Raw genomic sequence first — 18,928 nt, 5'->3', positions numbered from 1 at the left:
GACGGATGGCAGCGACATCCAGCGCAGCGGACCGCCTCACCTCGAGCCTTCTACATCACCCTTGAAGCCGTCGCGGCAGAGGTCGACAAAGCCCCGCACCTTTGGGTCCATATAGCGGGTCGATGCGAAGACGGCATAGACGGGGACCGGGGTCCGCGCCCAGTCCGGCAGAACGCTGGCCAGGGCCCCTTCGGCCAGGTGAGGCTCGGCCATGTATCGCGGAAGCTGCACGATCCCCAGGCCGGACAGTGCCAGGTTCCTGGCGGCCATGGTGTTGTTGAGGGCACAGCGTGGCTGCTGTGACACCTTCTCCGTCGTCTCGCCATTGACCAAGGTCCAGGTCGGACGACCGCGCGGCGCATGCATGATGAGGTCGTGCCGCTTCAGGTCATCGATCGCGCGAATAGGCGCGGCATGCCGCAGATATTCGGGAGAAGCATATAGGCCGTAGGTCAGCTCTCCCAGTCTGCGCGTCGAAAGCTCCGAATCCTGTTGCGGGCCGATGCGAATCGCTACATCGATGCCTTCATGAATGATGTCGACGAGACGGTTTGTGTATTCAGCTTCAACGGTTACTTTTGGCCATTTGCGCAGGAATGCGACAATCCAGTCGTCGACCCGCATCGTTCCAAACTCGGCCCCCGCCGTTACTTTGAGGCGGCCCTTCGGCTCTTGTATCCGTTGCGCGACTGCCGCCTCGGCTGCTTCGGCGGCCGCCACGATCGACGAGGCGCGTTCGAAATAATCGCGCCCGACTTCCGTGACGCTCAGGTGCCGCGTCGACCGGTTCAAAAGCCGCGCGCCGAGCTTCTCTTCCATTCGCCGCACAACGCGGCTCACCCGCGCCTTGTCAGTTTCCAGGCGTTCAGCTGCTGCGGTGAAAGACCCTTCCGTCACCACGGCGATAAAAGCCTGCATCTCCAAGAAATCTACAGTTGTCGCCATAAACAACGGTCTGTCAGCTTTTGACCGGATTATCAATGCGCGCACAACTGTCGATGTGCGCTCCGGCGGTGCGCGCAGGCCGCAGCACAAAAGCCTCCGTTCGCGAAGCGCTTGCGTCGTTGCGGCCGATCGAGCGAACCGATGCTAGCGCCGGTTTGAAAGCTGCGTCACGACCTCCCAGAACTCGCTCACCGTCTGCCGTACGATGTCGCCGGCGGGTTTGACTTCGTCGATCAACACCGCGCTTTCACCACAACCGACCAGCGCCTGATCCGTCGCCCCTTCATAGAAGAGGCGCTTGGTGTCGCCTGCGTAGGGGTTCTTCCTATGGCCCGCTTCCCCACGGGCAACCGCCTCGGCGAAGGGCGTGCGGACGGCGCGCTTTCTGGGGATGATGGGCAAATCCATGTCGATGTCGATGACCTCTTCGGCATCGACGATGGCCTGCTTGTAGTTGTCGTGCCAGGGGCACTCCGCCGAGGTGATGAAGCGAGTGCCCATCCACACGCCCTCCGCGCCCAGGGCAAAGGCCGCAGCCATGCCGTAGCCGTCGACAATGCCGCCGGTCGCCACGATCGGTATGCTGAGCCGTCGCCGCGCCTTCTGGAGGAGGGCGAATGTGTGCAGGCCGTTGGCGCTATGGCCGCCGCCCTTCTCCGCGCCGCCCAGCACCACACCGTCGACGCCCGCATCTTCCGCGCGCACGGCTTCGTCGAGCGAGTCCGTCAGGTGATAGGTCGTGACCCCGGCGTCCTTGATGCGCTTGATGTGGCGGGTGGGGTCGCCGTAGCCGGTGGTGACGAACCGCGTCCTGCCGTCCAGCACCCAGTCGAGCACGGCCGCCTCGCGCTCGGGCTTTGCGGCCAGGATCGGGATCATCAGGTGCAAGCCGAACGGCCGATTGGAGCGCGCCCGCACCAGGTCGAATTCCGCTTGCATCTCCTCCATCGGCATGTGCGCCGTCTCCATCAGGCCCACCCCTCCGGCAGCGGAAACGGCCCCCACGAGCGCGCCGCGCGAGATCAGCCCGATCGGCGCCTGGAAGATCGGGAATTCGGTTCCCGTATGCTCGGTCACGCGATTGCCTTCAAACGACTGAGTCATGGTTCCTCCCTGCCTGTACAGCGCCTCACGCCGGCGTCAGATGGCCCGCGCAACCCAATAGGTGGGCTGCGATGCCAGAGCACTCGGCCTGTCGCCCACGCGATGGAGATGGTCCTCGATCCAGGTCAGCTCGCTCGAGTGTCCGAGATCGACCCGGGAAAAGAAGTCGACAAACACGAAGAGGTGGATATCCGCCAGTGTGAAACGGTCACCGCAGACGAAATCGCGGCCCTTGAGTTCCTGATCGATCCAGGAAAGTTTCTCCAAGGCAATGTCTCTGCAGAATGACCAATCTTCGGCAGGCAGCATCGTCTTGAAGTTATACGTTGCGTGCATGTCTCGAATTTTACTCGGGCGAAACTTGATGGCGTCCGTCATTCGCTCGACGTAGAGAAGGTCGATCATGCGCGTCCACATGCGTGTCTCGGCACGCTCGCGACTAGTCGATCCGATCAATGAAGGTCCCGCGGCCACCTCGTCCAGATACTCGCAGATCGGCAGCACTTCACACAGGATGAAGCCGCAATCCAGCCGCAACGCCGGCACGCGGCCCGTCCGATTGACCTCGACGTTATAGGGGGCGCGGTGGTTCTCGGCGGCAAGGACGTCGATGATCTGGGTCGGCAGCTCTACGCCTTTCTCCGCGGCAAACATCCGCGGCACCCGGGCGTTCGGTGCGCCCCTTGAATCGAAATAGAGCAAGGCTCGCCTCCCATATTCGTAACATAAGATATGTTACGGCTTCCCGCCGTTGTCCAGTGGAAGCGACGCCGCCGTCGGCGCGAGCAACTGGCTCTCGATCGGCGGGTCGGAGGTTCGGGCTCTTGCCGCGGTCGTCATTGCGAGCCGGCGTCGCTGCGGTATATTACCAAGCGGTCGTAGAATATCTTGGAAGTCGGTTGACCGTTCATGTGCTCGCGCCGACATGGTGGGCATTGTCTCAGGAGCGCGAAGGGTCGCGCACATCGAGCCGGGCGGGCGGTCGAAGAGCCGCCTTCACGGCCCTGGCGTGCACCGGGAGGGGACGCGGAAAATGACCTGTCTTGCCAAACATGCCCATCCCCTGGCTCGACCGGAGGCGCCGTGCTGGACCGTCGACTAGTCCATGTCGTCGCCGCCGCTCGCGAGGGCTCCTTCTCGCTGGCCGCCGAACGTGTCGGCGTCACTCAGTCCGCGATCACCAAGAGCATTGCCGATCTAGAGCGCAGCTTGAGCTTTCTGATTTTCAATCGCACCGCGCGCGGGGCCGTGTTGACCGATGAAGGGCGCGTGTTCGTGGAACGCGCCACACGCCTGCTCGACGACGCCAACGACCTTTTGCGTGGCGGGTCCATGGGCCAGGACCGTTATGCCGATATCCTGCGCATCGGCGTGTGTCCGGCGTCGCTCGAATGGCGACTGCTCGACCCCCTCACGCTGCTTCTCGCACGCCACCCGACCATTCGGCTGGAGGTCAGCGGATCCAGCTTCGACCGCGTGGTTCAGCAGCTTCGGACGGGCGGCGTCGACGTCGCCCTCGGCTTTGACGCAGCGTTCAGCGAGCAACCGGACCTGCGGCCCGAAGCGCTCCCGCCACTGCGGACAACGCTGTTTGCGCGCCGGGGCCACCCCATTTTTGCACGCGATCCCGTGACGATCGCCGATGTCGCCGCCTATGACTTCGTCTCGCCGTCCGCTTCACGGCCCTACGGCTCGCGGATCCGGGAGTGGTATGAGAGCCAGGGCTACAGCTCTCACCAGAAGATTCATGTCGTCGACTATTTTCCGATCGCGAGTCGCATCGTCGCTACGACCGATGCGATTGGCGTCATCGCGGTGCAGTTCACGCGGTCGGACGCCTTCAGGCGTCGCTTCGCACGGGTACCGTTCCTGGAGTCGCTCCCTCTTGAGCCCCTCTGCTGCGCCGTGCGCGCGCGGTGGGAGCTCCGCCCCGCGGTGCGGGCCTTCATCAAAGCCTGTCGCGAGTCGCTGCTTCAGCCGGAAGCAGACGACCTGTGGCAATCGCGGGCGTAAGCCGCGGCATTCTGGCGGCCGCAACAGCCGCCCACGCCACTTTCCGGAGCTCGCCGACCCTGGAGCTTTTGCGCGATCCGACGAGGTCTTGTGCAGCACGATGGTGCCGACGATGATCTGCCGCCCGACCGATCAAGGCTTCGAGCCATTCCTTTGAGGAATAAGTCAGCGCCCTAAGGAAATTGACCGCAAGGCCCCGTATCACGAGAATCGAACGGATGCGGCCACGCCGGCACAGGACGCCGCCGCTCTGCGCGACACAATAATACCGTGAATCCCGGGAGGAAGAGCTTGGCCTACCTTCAGACTGCGCACGAAATGTCTGGCGCAGGAAGCGTTCTCGTCGTGCCTCGTCACAGCGGGGGAGCAGCATGACGGATGTTGCGGGCCGGACCGCTTTCATTACCGGAGGCGCGAACGGGATCGGCCTTGGGATCGCCCGTGCGCTGGCCGGCGCGGGTGCGAAGGTGGCTCTGATCGATATCGACGCCGAAGCACTCGAGCGCGCCCGCGCGGAACTTGCCGCGTCAACTGCGGTTGTCGCCGAAACGCTCGACATGCGCGACAGGGCGAGCTTCGCTGATGTGGCGGACCGGGTCGAGCGCCAACTGGGGCCCGTATCCCTGTTGATCAACAATGCCGGCGTGGCGGGAGGGGCTCCGGCGCTCAGGCTGAACTACGAGCTCTGGGACTGGGGGCTGGGGATCAACCTGGGGGGCGTCGTCAGTGGCATCCAGACCTTCCTGAGCCGGATGGCCGAACGAGGCCAAGGCGGTCACATCGTCAATACGGCTTCCGGCGCGGGACTGGTGGCGGGCCAGTCGGGCGTTCTCTACCATACGGCCAAGTTTGCGGTCGTCGGAATGTCGGAGGCGCTCAAGTTCGAGCTCGAGCCCCACGGCATCGGGGTGAGCGTGCTCTGCCCCGGCCCGGTGGCCACCGACATCATCGCAAGGACTCGCAAGCTCCAACCCCGCGTCGTTCACACGATGACCCAGGACGAGCATGAGTCCGCCCGGACGCGAAGCGGAAAAATGACGCGCTGGCTGGAGCGGGGCGTGTCCCCCGATGCCGTCGGTCGGATGGTCCTCCGCGCGATCCAGGACGATCAGCTCTACATCCTGACAGACCGCTACATGGCTCCGCTGATCGAAGCGAGAACGAAGGCGCTGCTCAGCGCCTTGCCACCGGAGTAGTCCCGGCTACGTCGTCGGCCCCTCCTGGTCGACGATCTTCGCTTCGGGCCTGGTCGGCGCAGCGCGACTGCGAGGGATCGCCTGTCACCGCGTCGCGCCGCGCACGGCCGCATCACCAACGGGGCTCCTCAAGCCCATCACCGCAAGGGACGCGGCTGGACGGTCGGCGACGGCGCACGTCGATCGACATGCGGCACAGGCGCGTCGAAAACGGCCCATGACCAACGAAAACGGGGATGAAACCATGAACGGACACGACACGCAGGACGCGCTGAGAGCAACGACGCGCGAGCCGCGGCGTGCGCTGGGACGGATGGTCGTCGGGAGCATCCTGACCTCCGCGGCCCTGAACTTTCGCGACCGCGAGGCGTTCCTGTGCGCGGGAACCGGGCGGCGCGTCACATTCCGCCAAGCGAACGAGCGCTGCAATCGCCTGGCCAACGGGCTGACCGATGCCGGCCTGCGAAAGGCCGACGTCGTGGCTTTCCTCTGCAACAACCGGTCCGAACTGCCCGAGATCTACTTCGCGCTCGCCAAGCTCGGCCTCGTCGGCATCCCCCTCAACTATCGCCTGGCACCGGCGGAGATCATCGCGCTGGTCACGGAGATGGACGCCAAGGCCTTGATTTTTGCGACGCGTTTCCTCTGGGCGGCACAGCAGGTCAAGGAGACGGTCCCGAACATCGCGCACCTCGTGGCGATCGGCGACGACGCGCCGCCCTGGGCGCAACCCTATGAACAGCTGCTGTCTTCGGCTTCCGCAGACGAGCCGCAGGTGGATGTGGAGGAGGCGGATCCGTTCTACTTCAATCTCACGTCCGGAACCACGGGCCTGCCGAAGTCCTACACGCTCACGCACTACAACAACGCAACCATCGGGCCGATGTTTGCCTCTTACGACGCAACGTCGCGCGACACGTTCCTGACGATCTTTCCGGCGTTCGGCCGCGTCGGCTACGCCTGGATCGCGGCCGGGCTGATGTTCGGGGCCCGCAACATTCTGATGGATTTCGATGCGGGCGAGGCGCTCCGCATCATCGACACGGAGCGGGTCACCCTGTTCAACGCCGTGCCGACGATGGGCGCCATGCTGCTGGCCGAGCCGAGCCGTCCCTCTCGCGATCTGAGCAGCCTGCGCGGCATCGTGTTCGCGGGCTCCACATTCCCGACACAGCTTCGCGAGCGCATCGCACGCGAGCTCTGCCCTCACATCTACGAGTATTATGGCATGCAGGAGAGCGGCGCGTTGACGGTAAGCACCCCGGCGCACCGCGAACTGCATCCGAGCTCCGTCGGCGTTCCGATCCCCTTCGCGGAGCTGCGGATCGAGCGGAGCGACGGCTCGCTGGCGGCGCCCGACGAGCCCGGCGAGATCGTCGGGCGGTCGCCGGCTTCGGTCACCCAGTACTTTCGCAATCCCGAAAAGTCAGCCGAGACGTTCCGCGACGGCTGGGTGCATACGGGCGATATCGGTTCCATGACCGAGGACGGGTTCCTTTATGTGAGAGGGCGCCTCAAGGACATGATCATCACCGGTGGTCAAAACGTTCACGCAGCGGAGGTGGAAGACGCGATCCTCAGCATGGAGGACGTGGCCGATTGCGCCGTGTTCGCACTTCCGGACGAGTTCTGGGGCGAGCGGGTATCGGCGGTGATCGTTCGCACGTCACCGTCGGGCGCGACGCCGAGCGCCGAAGACGTGGAGCAGTTCTGTCGTCAAAAGCTGGCCGGGTTCAAGATTCCACGTGTCATCTACTTCGACGAGGGACCGCTGCCGCGCACGCCGACGGGAAAGGTGCAGAAGTTCCTGCTGGTGGAGCGCTTCCGCACCTCGCGCTGACGCTGCGCTTGGACCGCTCCTTCCCGGCATCACGATCAATACCAGTCCCAGCAACTACGCTGCGAGCACGCAAGGCCAGATGGTGAGTTTCAACGGGTAGGGTTGGGAGCCCATGGGTCCGGTCTTCGGCGTCGAACCGGCCTTAAGGTAGGCTCGGCTTGGCGCTATCGTCAGGTCGAGAGCCGGACAGCCGGGCGCCGTGCCCCAGCGTTGGAGCCGGCTTGGCGCGGGCCGTTGGATGGTTCAATGCCAAGACAGCGAGAGTTGGATTGGCTCCTTGCTTGGCATGGATCGCGGCCTTGGAGCGATGGGAAGGTCTGGAGCGGACCAGTGGGCCGACAGCACTTCGCTTCGAGCAAATCAGCCCTCACATCACCAATGGAGAGAGAGATGTCAGACTATCAATCGCTGCTCTACGACGTGCCGGAACCAGGAATTGCGCGCATCACCCTGAACCGGCCGAACACGGCCAATGCCCAGGACACGCAGCTCCTCTATGAGCTGAACGACGCGTTCAACCATGCCGCTCACGACGACGATGTCCGTGTCATCGTTCTGGCCGCCAACGGAAAGCATTTCTCGGCCGGCCACGATCTGCAGGAGAGCGACGGCCATGCCGCCATGCGCGAGCACAAGACCGTCGCCCCGGTCTGCGGCTTCGGCTGCGCCGGCGCCGAGGCGCAGATGGCGCGAGAGGAGGAGATCTACCTGGGCTTTTCCGACCGTTGGCGGAACATCCCAAAGCCGACGATCGCCGCGGTGCAGGGCAAGTGCATTGCCGGCGGGCTCATGCTGGCGTGGCCGTGCGACATCATCATCGCGGCCGATGATGCGGCGTTCGCGGACCCCGTGGTGAGTTTCGGCATCTGCGGCCACGAGTACTTTACCCATGTCTGGGAGGTGGGGCTGCGCAAGGCCAAGGAGATGCTCTTTACGTCCGACGAGATCGCTGCCGAGGAGGCGCTTCGGCTCGGCATGGTCAACCAGGTCGTGCCGCGGGCCGAGCTCATGGAGGCCACCATGACCATGGCGCGCAAGATCGCCCGGAAGTCGCGCTTCGCCTTGAAGCTGACCAAGCTCGCGGCCAACGGTGTTCAGGACGCGCAGGGGCGCGAGATCGCATTGCGGAACGCCTTCCATCTTCACCAGCTTGCGCATACGCACAATCTCAAGGTCTTCGACATGCTGATCGACCCGACCGGGTTGCCCGAGGCCACTCGGAAAGCGCTCGGCTCCCGGCTGGGCTGAAACGGCGGCGGTGGCGGATCGGGCCGACCGGGCGCAACCGCCGATCCGCCGCCAAGGGGCATTCCGGGCGCCATCGGCATCGTCTGGACGAGGCATTGGGATAGTCTTCGGGCGATCCCCTCGTCCGAAAGGAGGAGGCGCCGGACAAACTTAAGCTCGTCACAGGTTTCATGCCTCGTGATAGCGATGTTGGAACTGCCTCCGGTCGGGGCCGTCAATCGCCCATGCCGAGGAGGTCGCGTTGCAGGACGCGGGTATGTTCGTGGCGCCTCGCCCCGCCGTCTGGTCCCAGGCCATGAGGAGCATGGACGACTTCTGGCGGGAACAGGCCGAGATCGGCAAGATCTGGCAGCTCGTCGGCCTGACCACCAGCGTTGAGCGGGAGGGGGAGTGGTTCCGGTCGACGCTCGGCGGCCGCTCGATCTTCGTGCAACGGTTCAAAGACGGGCTTCGTGGCTTCGAGAATGTGTGCGTGCATCGTGGCCATCCGCTGCGCACCGAGGACAAGGGCAATGGCCCGATTCGCTGCGGCTTTCACCACTGGCAGTACGATCAGCACGGTCGCGCCCTGGGTATTCCGAAGTGCAACGAGATGTTCGGTGCCTCGCCGCGTGAGCTAAATGCGCGATTGCGGACGCTCGACGTCGCCAACTGCGGAATCCTGATCTTTGCACGCTTCCCGAACGAGCGCTTCCACGAGCCGCTTGAGACATATCTCGGACCAGGCTTCGATATCTTGCGCTCGCTTTGGAGCGAAGGCCGGTCGCCCTACATCTGGTCGACCGAGCTGAAAGCCAACTGGCGATTGGGCCACCATATTTCTCTCGATGACTATCACATCGTTGCTGTGCATCCCTCTACATTCGGCAAGAACGGCTACTTGCCTCAAGAGGTCGTCAAATATTATCGCTTTGGACGCCATAGCGCCTATTTTTACAACGCCGATGAGAAGGCGCTGCAGAAGATGGTCGAGGATTGCCGCAACGGCACGTTCCAGCCCGACGGTTATCGGATCATGCAGTTCTTTCCAAATCTTGTGGCGAGTGTCTCGCCCATCGGATCGGCTTGCCTGGCAGGCATCATGCAATACGTGCCGGTCGCGCACGATCGCACGAGGCTGTTCATGATCATCCAGGACTATCCTCGCCCCGCGGCCGATCAGAGCCGTTCGCGAGCGCTGGTGCGCCGGCTGAAGTTGCCGATCATCCTCCGCAGTGCGCAGCTCATGACTCGAAAGATCTTCAAGGAAGACAATGCCGTCTGCGAACATATGCAGGCGATCGTCCACCAACTCGATCGCCCGCCGATCCTCGGCAGGCAGGAAGAGCGCATCGGCTGGTTCGAGGAGAACTATGCCGACGTCGTCGGCGACCTACGGCCGTCGAGCGTCGCTGCTGACTGAAAGCGCTGCGACCCGGACGGTGGATGCGGGCCCGGACCCGCGTCGGCGTTATCCCTCGCGCTTGCGCGTCAGTCCCCAGCGGGAGGCGAACACTTTGACCTCGCTCGGGCTACCGGGGCCTGGGGCGGTGACGATGTCGGTGCGGCCGGTGGCGTAGTCGACGAAGCCGGTCGCCAGGCTGACGCCGGAGCGATCGCCATTGGGCTTGAACGACGCGAACAGCGGCGGTGCCTGGCCGGAGGCGGCCGGAATGCCGAAGCCGTACACGCGCACCTCACCGGCGGTGCCGGGGCCGGAGCCGAGCACGATGTTGTCCGCCGTGCTGCGGTCGATCTGCGCCGCGGCGACGCTGACGCCACCGCGCATATCTGCGCCGAAGGGGGCGAAGGCGCCGCTTCCGTCCGTGCTCTTGCCGGCGTAGATGACGACCTCGGGGGCATGCTCGTTGCCGGAGCCGACCACCAGATCGAGCACGCCGTCGCCATCCACGACGCCCATGGCGACGCTGACCTCGCCACCGCAGCCCAGGAAGAGAACGACGGTCGCGACCAGCTTGTCACTGTTGGCGTCGTAGAGATGGAACCTCGGTCGGCTTGCCGGGCGAATTCGGCACCGCCACCGCGTAGGTGGAGACGGCGGCGATGACGTTGACCCGCATCATCAGCCCGTTGTCTTCATGGTCGAGCCGATGGGGGTGCATCACGAAGATGCCGATCAGCGACGATCCGAAGGCTCGCACCCGCTTGTCGCTTCATTTTCCGCGCGAACAGACCCCATGCCGGCTTCGTATCCGGCCCGTCGCATCTTTCATCGGCACGGTGTCGTCGAGGCTGCCCGGCAATGGTGCATGAGGTGAGGACAACCACCCTGGACTCGAAGAATATATCCTATACGTTCGTCAGTCGGTCATCGGGGACGAGCCATGAACGCCCAGGTCGAAACGCCGGACCAGCAGCTGCGCGCCCGCGCCCGGCGGGTGATCCCCGGCGGCATGTTCGGCCATATGCGCAGCGAAGGCCTGCCGGCGGGCTATCCGCAGTTCTTCGCGCGAGGGGAGGGATGTCACCTCTGGGACGTGGACGGGCGCCGCTATGTCGACTTCATGTGCAGCTGGGGCCCGATCGTCGTGGGTCACCAGCATCCGGTGGTGACCGAGGCCGTGCAGCGCCAGATGGCGGCCGGCGATTGCCTGAACGGCCCTTCGGAGCGCATGGTCGAGCTGGCGGAGCGGCTGGTGGGGCTCATTCCCCACGCCGACTGGGCGCTCTTTGCCAAGAACGGCACCGACGCCACCACCACCTGCGTGACCCTGGCGCGCGCTGCCACCGGACGGCGCAAGATCCTCGTCGCCAAGGGCGCCTACCACGGCGCCGTGCCCTGGTGCTCGCCCTATCCGCTGGGCGTCACCGCCGAGGATCGCGCCCATCTCATCACCTTCACCTATAACGATGCGGCGAGCCTGGAGGCGGCCGTCGAAGCCACCGGCCAGGATCTGGCCGGCATCGTCGTCTCGGCCTTCCGGCACGACTACGGGTTCGACCAGGAGCTGCCTGACCCGGTCTTCGCGCGGCGGGCGCGCGAGCTCTGCGACGCGGCCGGAGCCGCACTGATCCTCGACGACGTGCGGGCCGGCTTCCGCCTCACCCTGCGGGGCAGCTGGGATCTCGTCGGCGTGCAGCCCGATCTCAGCGCCTGGAGCAAGGCGATCGCCAACGGCTACGCACTGGCAGCGGTGACCGGCAACGATCGCTTCCGCGACGCCGCCTCGCGCATCTTCGTCACCGGCTCTTTCTGGTGCGGGGCGGTATCGATGGCCGCGGCCCTCGCCACCATCGACGTGCTCGAGGCGGTCGACGGGCCGGCGCATATGCGTGCCATGGGCCAGCGCCTGCGCGACGGCATCGCCGCCCAGGCGGTGGCCGCCGGCATCGGGGTGCGCCAGAGCGGGCCGCCGCAGATGCCGACGCTGCTGTTCGATGATGACCCGGAAGGCGCCAAGGGCGACCGCTTCACCGTGGAGGCGCTGCGGCGCGGGGTCTACCTGCACCCGCGCCACAACATGTTCCTGTCGGCGGCGCACACCGAGGCCGACATCGACTTTGCCCTGGATGCCACCCGGGAGGCGCTCGCCGCGCTGGCGGCGGCGTGAGCCGGGCCGGCGAGATGGCACGCAACTTGATTATGCATGATATATCGATGCTCTGCCGGCCCTAGGCCGACGGGCATCCTCACCGCAATCGGCGCGGGGCGCGCACGCCATCGATGGCGCGAGCCCCGGGCGCAGGCGAGGGCGCGCGAGATGACCATGATCGGACGGCGGGACTTTTGTCGCAACGGCCTGGCGCTGGGCGCCCTGGCGGCGCTGCCGCTCGGCATCTCGCCCGCCTCGGCGGAGCCCAAGCGCGGCGGCACCCTGGTCTATGCCACCGTGTCGGGCCCCGGCACGCTCGATCCGCACGTCTCGTCGAGCGCGGTTGAGCTGGAGGTCATCCATAACCTCTTCGAAGGCCTCGTCGCCCTCGACAACCAGAACGCCACCCGGCCGATGCTGGCCGCCAAGGCGACGGCGTCGGACGATGCCCGGACCTACACCTTCGAGCTCCGGCGCGGGGTCAAGTTCCATAGCGGCGAGGAGATGACCGCGGCCGACGTCAAGGCCTCGCTCGAGCGCTACCAGCGTGTCAGCCCCAACGCCAAGAACCTGGCCGACGTCGAGGCTTACGAGGCGCCCGACCCCTATACCTTCATCATCCGCCTCAAGCAGCCGAACGTCGTCCTGCTCGACGTGCTCAAGACGCCGATCTTTCCGTTCATGATCCTGCCGGCGGCGCAGAAGGACAAGGCGGCCCGCGAAATCGACGTGGTCGGCACCGGCCCGTTCGCGCTCAGTGAGTGGGTCAAGGACAGCCATCTCGTCATCAAGCGCTTCGACGGCTATGCGCCCGACACCAGCGCGGCGGGGCGGGACGGCTATGGCGGGCGCAAGACCGTCTATCTCGATGCGGCGCGCTACCGCTTCATACCCGAGGCGACGACCCGGATCGCCGCCCTGCAGACCGGAGAGGTGCAACTCGCGTCCACCATCCCGACCGAGCTGCGCGGGCGGGTGGAAGAGCGCGGCGATCTTGCCGTCCGCCAGGTGTTTCCGGTCGGCGGAACCTACATCATCGTCAACTCGCAGTACGGGCTGACGGCCAACGTTCTGATCCGCCAGGCCCTCGCTGCGGCGATCGACATCGGGGAGATCACCGATGCCACCGGCGGCATCAACAAGGCCAACCCGTGGATGTCGTTCCCCAACACGCCCTATTACCTGGGCGAGACGGCGCCGACCCCCTGGTACGACCAGAAGGACCCCGCCAAGGCGGCGGAGCTGCTGAAGCGAGCCGGCTACAAGAACGAGAAACTGATCATCGAGACCAACAGCAACTATCAGTGGATGCGCACCACCATGCTGGTCGTCGCCGAGCAACTCAAGGCTGCCGGCGTCAACGTGGACCTCAAGGTGGTGGACTGGACCACCAACGCGGCCCACATGCAGCAGGGCACCGGCGAGTGGAACCTGTCGACCACCCTGTTCGGCCCCGATCACATCCTGGGTCCCCAGCAGTGGCGGCCGATGATCTATGCGTTCCCCAGCATCAAGGGCAACGACGCGCTGGACGGCGCCTACAAGGAGTTCTTCGCCGCCCCGGACCTGGATCAGCGGCGTGCCGCCTGGCTGAAGATCCAACAGCAGGTGCTGGGCAACGCCTACATGATCAAGATCGCCGATTCCGGGCGCCTCGCCGGCTATGCGAAGCGGTTGAAGAACCAGTCCGACTATCCCGGGATCCTGCAATTGTGGGATCTGTATCTGGACTGATCCGATGCTTCGGCTCATCACGATAAAGCTGTTGCAGGCGGCGCCGGTGATCCTCGTCGTCTCGATTCTGGCCTTCCTGCTGATGAGCCTGTTGCCGGGCGATCCGGCCGTGGTCATCGCCGGCGACCAGGCTTCGCCCGAGGCGATCGCCGCCGTGCGGCATAGCCTCGGGCTCGACCGACCATTTCTGGAAAGACTCGGCATCTGGCTGCTGCGCCTGGCGCAGGGGGAGTTCGGCTCCTCCCTGATGCTGAACCAGAGCGTGCTCTCCGCCATGGGCGAGCGGCTGCCGGTCACGCTCTCCCTCGCCGGGCTGTCGCTCGCCATCACCCTGCCGGTCGGCATCCTGATCGGCTCCATCGCCGCCTACTACCGGCAGACCTGGGTGGACTCGCTGGTCATGACCGTCGCTCTCGTCGGTGTCTCCATCCCCGGCTTCTGGATCGCCATCCTGGCGGTGATCCTGTTCAGCGTCGTGCTCGGCTGGTTCCCCTCCAGCGGCTACGTGCCGTTCGCGCAGGATCCGGTGCTGTGGCTGCGCTCGCTCGTTTTGCCGGCGAGCATGCTGTCCCTCTTCCAGATCGGCTTCCTCGCCCGGATGACGCGCTCGGCCATGCTGGATGTGCTGAGCCAGGACTTCATCCGCACGGCCCGCTCCAAGGGCCTCAGCGAATGGGTCACGGTGGGCAAGCACGGCTTCCGCAACGCCCTCGTCCTCGTCATCACCGCCATGGGCATCCTGGTGTCGACCGCGCTCGGTGGCTCGGTGGTGATCGAGCAGGTGTTCGCACTGCCGGGCGTCGGCCGCCTGGTGGTGCAGGGCATCATGGCGCGCGACTACCCCCTGGTTCAGGGCGTGATGCTGATCTACGGCTTCGCCTTCGTCGCCATCAACCTGGCGGTCGATGTGCTCTATACGCTCGCCGACCCGCGGGTGCGCTATGACTGAGCTGGCGCTCGCCGTCCCCGCGGCACCGGCCGCGCTGGCGCCGCGCCGGCGCTTCCGGCTCATGCGCCGGCTGGTCGGCCATCGGTCCTTCCAGATCGGCCTCGTCCTGCTCGTGCTGCTGACGTTCGCCGCGATCCTGGCGCCGCTGACCGGTATCGATCCGTCCAGCATGAAGGTGAGGCTGCGCTTCAGGCCGCCGTCGCAAGCCTTCCCGTTCGGCACCGACGGCTTCGGCCGCGACGTGCTGACCCGCGTGCTCTACGGCGCCCGGGTCTCCCTGTGGATCGGCTTCGTCGTCGCACTGCTGTCCGGCGTGATCGGGGCGCTCATCGGTGTGCTCGCCGCCCAGTTCCGCAGCCTCGATGCGCTGCTGATGCGCATCATGGACGGGCTGATGTCGTTCCCGGCCATCCTGCTGGCGCTCGGCATCACCGCTGCGCTCGGGCCGCGCATGGAGAGCGTCATCATCGCGCTCACCGTCGCCTACCTCCCGGCCGGCGCCCGTCTCGTGCGCGCCTCGGCGCTGGTGGTGCGCGAGCTCGACTATGTGCTCGCGGCGCGCATCGCCGGCGCCAGCCCGCTGCGGATCATGCTGCGGCACATCCTGCCCAACAGCGTCAGTCCGCTCCTCGTGCACATGACCTTCGTCTTCGCCTACTCGATCCTGGCCGAGGCGGCGCTCAGCTTCCTCGGCGTCGGCGTGCAGCCCCCGACGGCGAGCTGGGGCAACATCATCGCGGAGGGGCGCGACTACGCCACCGAAGCGTGGTGGGTGATGCTGTTTCCTGGACTCGCCATCAGCCTTGCGGCACTCGGTCTCAACCTGCTGGGCGACGGCCTGCGCGACGTCCTGGACCCACGCCTGAAAGGCCCGGGCTAGCCATGGCGGCGCCGCTCGTTTCGCTCGACGACGTCACCGTCCAGTTCCGCACCGACCGCGGCTGGACCACGGCGGTCGACGGCATCTCCTTCGACATCGCCGAGCGCGACTGCGTCGGTGTCGTCGGGGAATCCGGCAGCGGCAAGAGCGTGACCGCCCTGTCGCTGCTGCGCCTGCATGCCCGCGGCACGTCGCGCTTTCCCCGCGGCCAGGTCCGCTTCGGCGGCCAGGACCTGCTCACGGCGCCGGAGCGCGACCTGCGCCGCATCCGCGGCCGCGACATCGCCATGGTGTTCCAGGACCCGATGTCGTCGCTGAACCCCGTCCTCACCGTCTGCGACCAGATCTCCGAGACCCTGCGCCTGCACCAGGGGCTGGACCGCGCCACGGCGCGGCGGCGGGCCATCGAGCTGCTCGACCTCGTCCGCATTCCCGACGCCGCCCGGCGTGTCGACGATTATCCGCACCGCCTGTCCGGCGGCATGCGCCAGCGCGTGATGATCGCCATCGCCATCGCCTGCCGGCCCCGCCTCTTGATCGCGGACGAGCCGACGACGGCGCTCGACGTGACCATCCAGGCCCAGATCCTGGAGCTGCTGCGCGAGCTCAGGACCGAGCTCGGCATGGCCGTCATGCTGATCTCCCACGATCTGGGCGTGATCGCCGAGTTCGCCGACCGGGTGATCGTCATGTATGCCGGCCGCGTCGTCGAGGACGCGCCCGTCGATGCGCTGTTCCGCTCGCCCCGCCACCCCTACACGGAAGGGCTGATGGCCTCGATGCCGGCCCTGGAGGGCGGCATCACGCGGCTCTACGCCATCCCCGGCCGCATACCGGACCCGGACGAGGCCATCGCCGGCTGCCGCTTCGGCCCGCGCTGCCGTCACGCCGAGGCGATCTGCCGGGTGGCCGTGCCGGAACTGCTCGCCATCGAGGGGCGCCACCGGGTGCGCTGCGCACCGCGCACCCGCGCGACCGGGGGGCTCTGATGGAGGCGCTGGTCCAGGTGCGCGATCTCGACATGGCATTTCCGGCCGGCAGCGCGCGGGGGCAACCGGTGCTGCTGCACGTCCTGCACAAGCTTTCGTTCGATATCGGCCCCGGCGAAACCCTGGGGCTGGTCGGTGAATCGGGCTCGGGCAAGTCGACCACCGGCCGCATCCTGGTCGGGCTCACGGAGCCTACCGGCGGCTCAGTCAAGCTGTTCGGCCGGTCCATCACCGGCCCCGGACGGCGCGCCAGTCTGGCGGCCGTGCGCGCGCGCCTGCAGTTCGTCTTCCAGGATCCGCACGCCGCCCTCGATCCGCGCCTGCGGGTGGGCCATTCGATCGCCGAGCCGATCGACATCGCCGGCACCCATTCCCGCCGCGAGCGCAACGACCGGGTGCGCGAGCTGCTCGAGCTGGTGGGGCTGCCGCGCGACAGCGCCGACCGCTTCCCGCACGAATTCTCCGGCGGCCAGCGCCAGCGCATCGTCATCGCCCGGGCGCTCGCCCTGGCCCCCGACTTCGTCGTCTGCGACGAGCCGGTGTCGGCGCTCGACGTGTCGATGCAGGCGCAGATCATCAATCTGCTGATGGATCTCCAGCAGCGCATGGGGCTCAGCTACCTCTTCATCGCCCACGATCTGGCCGTGGTGCGCGCCGTCGCCCAGCGTGTGGCGGTGATGTACGCCGGCACCATCGTCGAGAGCGCGCGGCGCGAGGCGCTCTACGCCCAACCCCAACATCCCTACACGCGGGCGTTGCTGGATGCGGTTCCACGACCCGATCCGGGGCGCGCGCGGCCGCCGGTCGTCGGTGGCGAGGTGCCCAGCCTGCTGGCGCCGCCGGCCGGCTGCCGCTTCCATACGCGCTGTCCGCACGTCATGGCGCGCTGCCGGTCGGAGGTACCGTTGCTGCGCGAAACGGCGCCGGGCCGGCAGACCGCCTGCCACCTCCTCGACGGCGCGCCGCCCGCCTGAGACTTCCATTGCCCCGTCGACAAGGCACATCCCCATGGCAAGCACCGAGCTCCTGTTCACTCCGGCGACGCGCATGGCCGCGCTGATCCGGCGCAAGCAGCTGTCGCCGGTCGACTATGTCGACGCGGTGCTGGCGGCGATCGAGCGGCTGCAGCCCGCCCTGAACTGCTTCGTCACGGTCATGGCGGAGGAGGCGCGCGCGGCTGCGATCGAGGCTGAGCAGGCGGTGATCGCGGGCCGGCCGCTCGGGCCCCTGCACGGGGTGCCCGTAAGCATCAAGGACCTGATCCCGACCCGGGGGGTGCGCACCACCTTCGGTTCGGTCGCCTTCGCCGACAACGTGCCCGACCGCGACGACGTGTTGGTGACGAGGCTCAAGGCCGCCGGCGCCATCGTCATCGGCAAGTCGACGACGCCGGAATTCGGCATCAAGGGGCAGACCAGCGCCCCGCTCTTCGGCATCACCCGCAATCCCTGGGACCTGGAGCGCACTCCCGGCGGCTCCAGCGGCGGCGCCGCGGCGGCGGTCGCCGCCGGCCTGGGGCCGCTCGGCCTGGGCAGCGACGGGGCAGGCTCGACGCGCATTCCTGCCGCCTGCTGCGGCCTGGTCGGCCTCAAGGGCACGACGGGCGCCGTTCCCTACCAGGAGACGCGCGATGCCTTCGGCAACGTCATCGCCGCCGGCCCGCTGACGCGCACCATCGCCGACGCCGTGCTGATGCAGTCGATGATGGCCGGGGCGGACCCCCTCGACCCGTGGACGGCCCACGCGCCACCCCTCGGCCACATCTCGCCGCGGCTGCTCTCGCAGGACCTGGCGGGGCTGCGCATCGGCTATCTCGGCCGCTGCGCCGGCAAGGCGGTGGCGGCGGACGTGGCGGCGAACACCCGGGCTTCCCTCGACGTGCTGGCCGGCCTCGGCGCCGAGGTGGAGGAGGTGACGGCAGAGATCGACTGGATGGCAGAGGATCAGCGCGTGCTCTACCTCTGCTCGATCGCCAACAACCTCGCCTCGGTGGTCGAGCGTTTCGGCGAGCGCACCGATCCGGTGCTCAGGGCCTATGTGGCCGCCGGCAAGCGCTACGACATTGCCGCCTACATCCGCGCCATCAACGCCCGTACGCGCTTGTTCCGCGCCGTCCAAGCCCTGTTCGAGAGCTACGACGTCCTGGTCTCGCCGACCCTGACGCGGACGGCGCTCGCCGCTGATTTCGACGGCGCCGCAGGCATCGTGGAGATCGACGGCGAGGCGGTCGGGCCCGTACAGCCCAACTGGACCGGCTTCGTCTATCCCTTCAACCTCACCGGCCATCCGGCGCTCTCGGTGCCGTCGGGCTGGGGTCGGGACGGCCTGCCCACCGGCGTCCAGATCGTCGGTCCCCGCCACGGCGACGGCAACGTGCTGCGCCTGGGGGCGCTGTTGGAGCAGGCGCGCCCCTGGGCGGACCGGCGGCCGCCGGTTGCCGTCAGCTGAAGCGCACGGGCTGTGCGATCGCGCGTCCGCGACCATGCCGAGGCACGGA

17 protein-coding genes are annotated in these 18,928 nt (G+C 66.8%); 12 read left to right on the top strand and 5 right to left on the bottom strand.

The window, feature by feature from the left end; all coding sequences use genetic code 11:
* Window positions 1-36: 36 nt before the first annotated feature.
* From IEW34_RS27045 to IEW34_RS27035, 3 genes are all read right to left on the bottom strand, one after another.
* Window positions 37-918, bottom strand: a complete 882-nt coding sequence (locus IEW34_RS27045; RefSeq protein WP_244642251.1) for a LysR family transcriptional regulator — start codon at window positions 916-918, stop codon at window positions 37-39.
* 171 nt (window positions 919-1,089) lie between these two features.
* Complete coding sequence (locus IEW34_RS27040) at window positions 1,090-2,049, bottom strand: NAD(P)H-dependent flavin oxidoreductase (RefSeq protein ID WP_188612346.1); 960 nt, start codon at window positions 2,047-2,049, stop codon at window positions 1,090-1,092.
* A gap of 36 nt (window positions 2,050-2,085) precedes the next feature.
* The gene (locus tag IEW34_RS27035; RefSeq protein ID WP_188612345.1) at window positions 2,086-2,751 is read right to left on the bottom strand and encodes a glutathione S-transferase family protein; all 666 of its coding nucleotides are present in this window, start codon (window positions 2,749-2,751) and stop codon (window positions 2,086-2,088) included.
* Between the two features lie 381 nt (window positions 2,752-3,132).
* Here IEW34_RS27035 and IEW34_RS27030 point away from each other — a divergent pair, with 381 nt between their 5' ends.
* The 5 genes from IEW34_RS27030 (at window position 3,133) to IEW34_RS27010 (ending at window position 9,748) form a co-directional block, all read left to right on the top strand.
* Window positions 3,133-4,062, top strand: a complete 930-nt coding sequence (locus IEW34_RS27030) for a LysR family transcriptional regulator (RefSeq protein WP_210324600.1) — start codon at window positions 3,133-3,135, stop codon at window positions 4,060-4,062.
* A gap of 371 nt (window positions 4,063-4,433) precedes the next feature.
* Window positions 4,434-5,258 carry an SDR family oxidoreductase gene (locus IEW34_RS27025; RefSeq protein WP_188612344.1) on the top strand — a complete coding sequence of 275 codons (825 nt, stop codon included), beginning with the start codon at window positions 4,434-4,436 and terminating at the stop codon, window positions 5,256-5,258.
* Between the two features lie 244 nt (window positions 5,259-5,502).
* Window positions 5,503-7,098, top strand: a complete 1,596-nt coding sequence (locus IEW34_RS27020; RefSeq protein ID WP_188612343.1) for a class I adenylate-forming enzyme family protein — start codon at window positions 5,503-5,505, stop codon at window positions 7,096-7,098.
* A 390-nt stretch (window positions 7,099-7,488) separates the two neighbouring features.
* Window positions 7,489-8,346, top strand: coding sequence for an enoyl-CoA hydratase (locus IEW34_RS27015; protein ID WP_188612342.1), 858 nt, complete (start codon window positions 7,489-7,491; stop codon window positions 8,344-8,346).
* 304 nt (window positions 8,347-8,650) lie between these two features.
* Entirely contained in the window at window positions 8,651-9,748 is a 1,098-nt protein-coding gene (locus IEW34_RS27010; RefSeq protein ID WP_188612341.1) for an aromatic ring-hydroxylating oxygenase subunit alpha, read from the top strand.
* Window positions 9,749-9,796: 48 nt separating this feature from the next.
* Here the strand turns inward: IEW34_RS27010 and IEW34_RS27005 are convergent, their stop codons facing one another.
* Window positions 9,797-10,246, bottom strand: coding sequence for a hypothetical protein (locus IEW34_RS27005; RefSeq protein ID WP_188612340.1), 450 nt, complete (start codon window positions 10,244-10,246; stop codon window positions 9,797-9,799).
* 58 nt (window positions 10,247-10,304) lie between these two features.
* Window positions 10,305-10,487 carry a hypothetical protein gene (locus IEW34_RS27000; protein WP_188612339.1) on the bottom strand — a complete coding sequence of 61 codons (183 nt, stop codon included), beginning with the start codon at window positions 10,485-10,487 and terminating at the stop codon, window positions 10,305-10,307.
* Between the two features lie 183 nt (window positions 10,488-10,670).
* On the opposite strand from IEW34_RS27000, the gene IEW34_RS26995 reads away from it, so the two are divergent.
* The 7 genes from IEW34_RS26995 to IEW34_RS26965 all read left to right on the top strand — a co-directional run bounded on the left by IEW34_RS26995 (window position 10,671) and on the right by IEW34_RS26965 (window position 18,879).
* Window positions 10,671-11,897 (top strand): aspartate aminotransferase family protein, encoded by a 1,227-nt coding sequence (locus IEW34_RS26995; RefSeq protein ID WP_188612338.1) that lies wholly within the window; start codon window positions 10,671-10,673, stop codon window positions 11,895-11,897.
* A gap of 150 nt (window positions 11,898-12,047) precedes the next feature.
* Window positions 12,048-13,613 carry an ABC transporter substrate-binding protein gene (locus IEW34_RS26990; RefSeq protein WP_188612337.1) on the top strand — a complete coding sequence of 522 codons (1,566 nt, stop codon included), beginning with the start codon at window positions 12,048-12,050 and terminating at the stop codon, window positions 13,611-13,613.
* Window positions 13,614-13,617: 4 nt separating this feature from the next.
* On the top strand, window positions 13,618-14,562 hold the full coding sequence (locus IEW34_RS26985) for an ABC transporter permease (protein ID WP_188612336.1): 945 nt from the start codon (window positions 13,618-13,620) through the stop codon (window positions 14,560-14,562).
* On the top strand, window positions 14,555-15,442 hold the full coding sequence (locus IEW34_RS26980; RefSeq protein ID WP_188612335.1) for an ABC transporter permease: 888 nt from the start codon (window positions 14,555-14,557) through the stop codon (window positions 15,440-15,442). Before IEW34_RS26985 ends, IEW34_RS26980 begins: the two co-directional genes overlap by 8 nt.
* A 2-nt stretch (window positions 15,443-15,444) precedes the next feature.
* Window positions 15,445-16,431 carry an ABC transporter ATP-binding protein gene (locus IEW34_RS26975; RefSeq protein ID WP_188612334.1) on the top strand — a complete coding sequence of 329 codons (987 nt, stop codon included), beginning with the start codon at window positions 15,445-15,447 and terminating at the stop codon, window positions 16,429-16,431.
* A complete protein-coding gene (locus IEW34_RS26970; protein WP_188612333.1) occupies window positions 16,431-17,405 on the top strand; it encodes an ABC transporter ATP-binding protein in 975 nt (324 codons plus the stop codon). The genes IEW34_RS26975 and IEW34_RS26970 overlap by 1 nt, the downstream gene beginning before the upstream one ends.
* A gap of 34 nt (window positions 17,406-17,439) precedes the next feature.
* On the top strand, window positions 17,440-18,879 hold the full coding sequence (locus tag IEW34_RS26965) for an amidase (RefSeq protein ID WP_188612332.1): 1,440 nt from the start codon (window positions 17,440-17,442) through the stop codon (window positions 18,877-18,879).
* Window positions 18,880-18,928: the final 49 nt, after the last annotated feature.

The organism is Chelatococcus reniformis, from assembly GCF_014640075.1.
GTDB lineage: Bacteria > Pseudomonadota > Alphaproteobacteria > Rhizobiales > Beijerinckiaceae > Camelimonas > Camelimonas reniformis.
Note: the sequence above shows the minus strand (reverse complement) of the source record. Positions and strands in the feature narration are given on the sequence as shown.

Excerpts from the sequence above, each read along its gene's own strand:
- IEW34_RS27045 (WP_244642251.1), bottom strand. The coding sequence starts at position 918 with ATGCAGGCTTTTATCGCCGTGGTGACGGAAGGGTCTTTCACCGCAGCA.
- IEW34_RS27040 (WP_188612346.1), bottom strand. The coding sequence starts at position 2,049 with ATGACTCAGTCGTTTGAAGGCAATCGCGTGACCGAGCATACGGGAACC.
- IEW34_RS27025 (WP_188612344.1), top strand. The coding sequence starts at position 4,434 with ATGACGGATGTTGCGGGCCGGACCGCTTTCATTACCGGAGGCGCGAAC.
- IEW34_RS27020 (WP_188612343.1), top strand. The coding sequence starts at position 5,503 with ATGAACGGACACGACACGCAGGACGCGCTGAGAGCAACGACGCGCGAG.
- IEW34_RS27015 (WP_188612342.1), top strand. The coding sequence starts at position 7,489 with ATGTCAGACTATCAATCGCTGCTCTACGACGTGCCGGAACCAGGAATT.
- IEW34_RS27010 (WP_188612341.1), top strand. The coding sequence starts at position 8,651 with ATGGACGACTTCTGGCGGGAACAGGCCGAGATCGGCAAGATCTGGCAG.
- IEW34_RS27005 (WP_188612340.1), bottom strand. The coding sequence starts at position 10,246 with ATGGGCGTCGTGGATGGCGACGGCGTGCTCGATCTGGTGGTCGGCTCC.
- IEW34_RS26995 (WP_188612338.1), top strand. The coding sequence starts at position 10,671 with ATGAACGCCCAGGTCGAAACGCCGGACCAGCAGCTGCGCGCCCGCGCC.
- IEW34_RS26990 (WP_188612337.1), top strand. The coding sequence starts at position 12,048 with ATGACCATGATCGGACGGCGGGACTTTTGTCGCAACGGCCTGGCGCTG.
- IEW34_RS26985 (WP_188612336.1), top strand. The coding sequence starts at position 13,618 with ATGCTTCGGCTCATCACGATAAAGCTGTTGCAGGCGGCGCCGGTGATC.
- IEW34_RS26980 (WP_188612335.1), top strand. The coding sequence starts at position 14,555 with ATGACTGAGCTGGCGCTCGCCGTCCCCGCGGCACCGGCCGCGCTGGCG.
- IEW34_RS26975 (WP_188612334.1), top strand. The coding sequence starts at position 15,445 with ATGGCGGCGCCGCTCGTTTCGCTCGACGACGTCACCGTCCAGTTCCGC.
- IEW34_RS26970 (WP_188612333.1), top strand. The coding sequence starts at position 16,431 with ATGGAGGCGCTGGTCCAGGTGCGCGATCTCGACATGGCATTTCCGGCC.
- IEW34_RS26965 (WP_188612332.1), top strand. The coding sequence starts at position 17,440 with ATGGCAAGCACCGAGCTCCTGTTCACTCCGGCGACGCGCATGGCCGCG.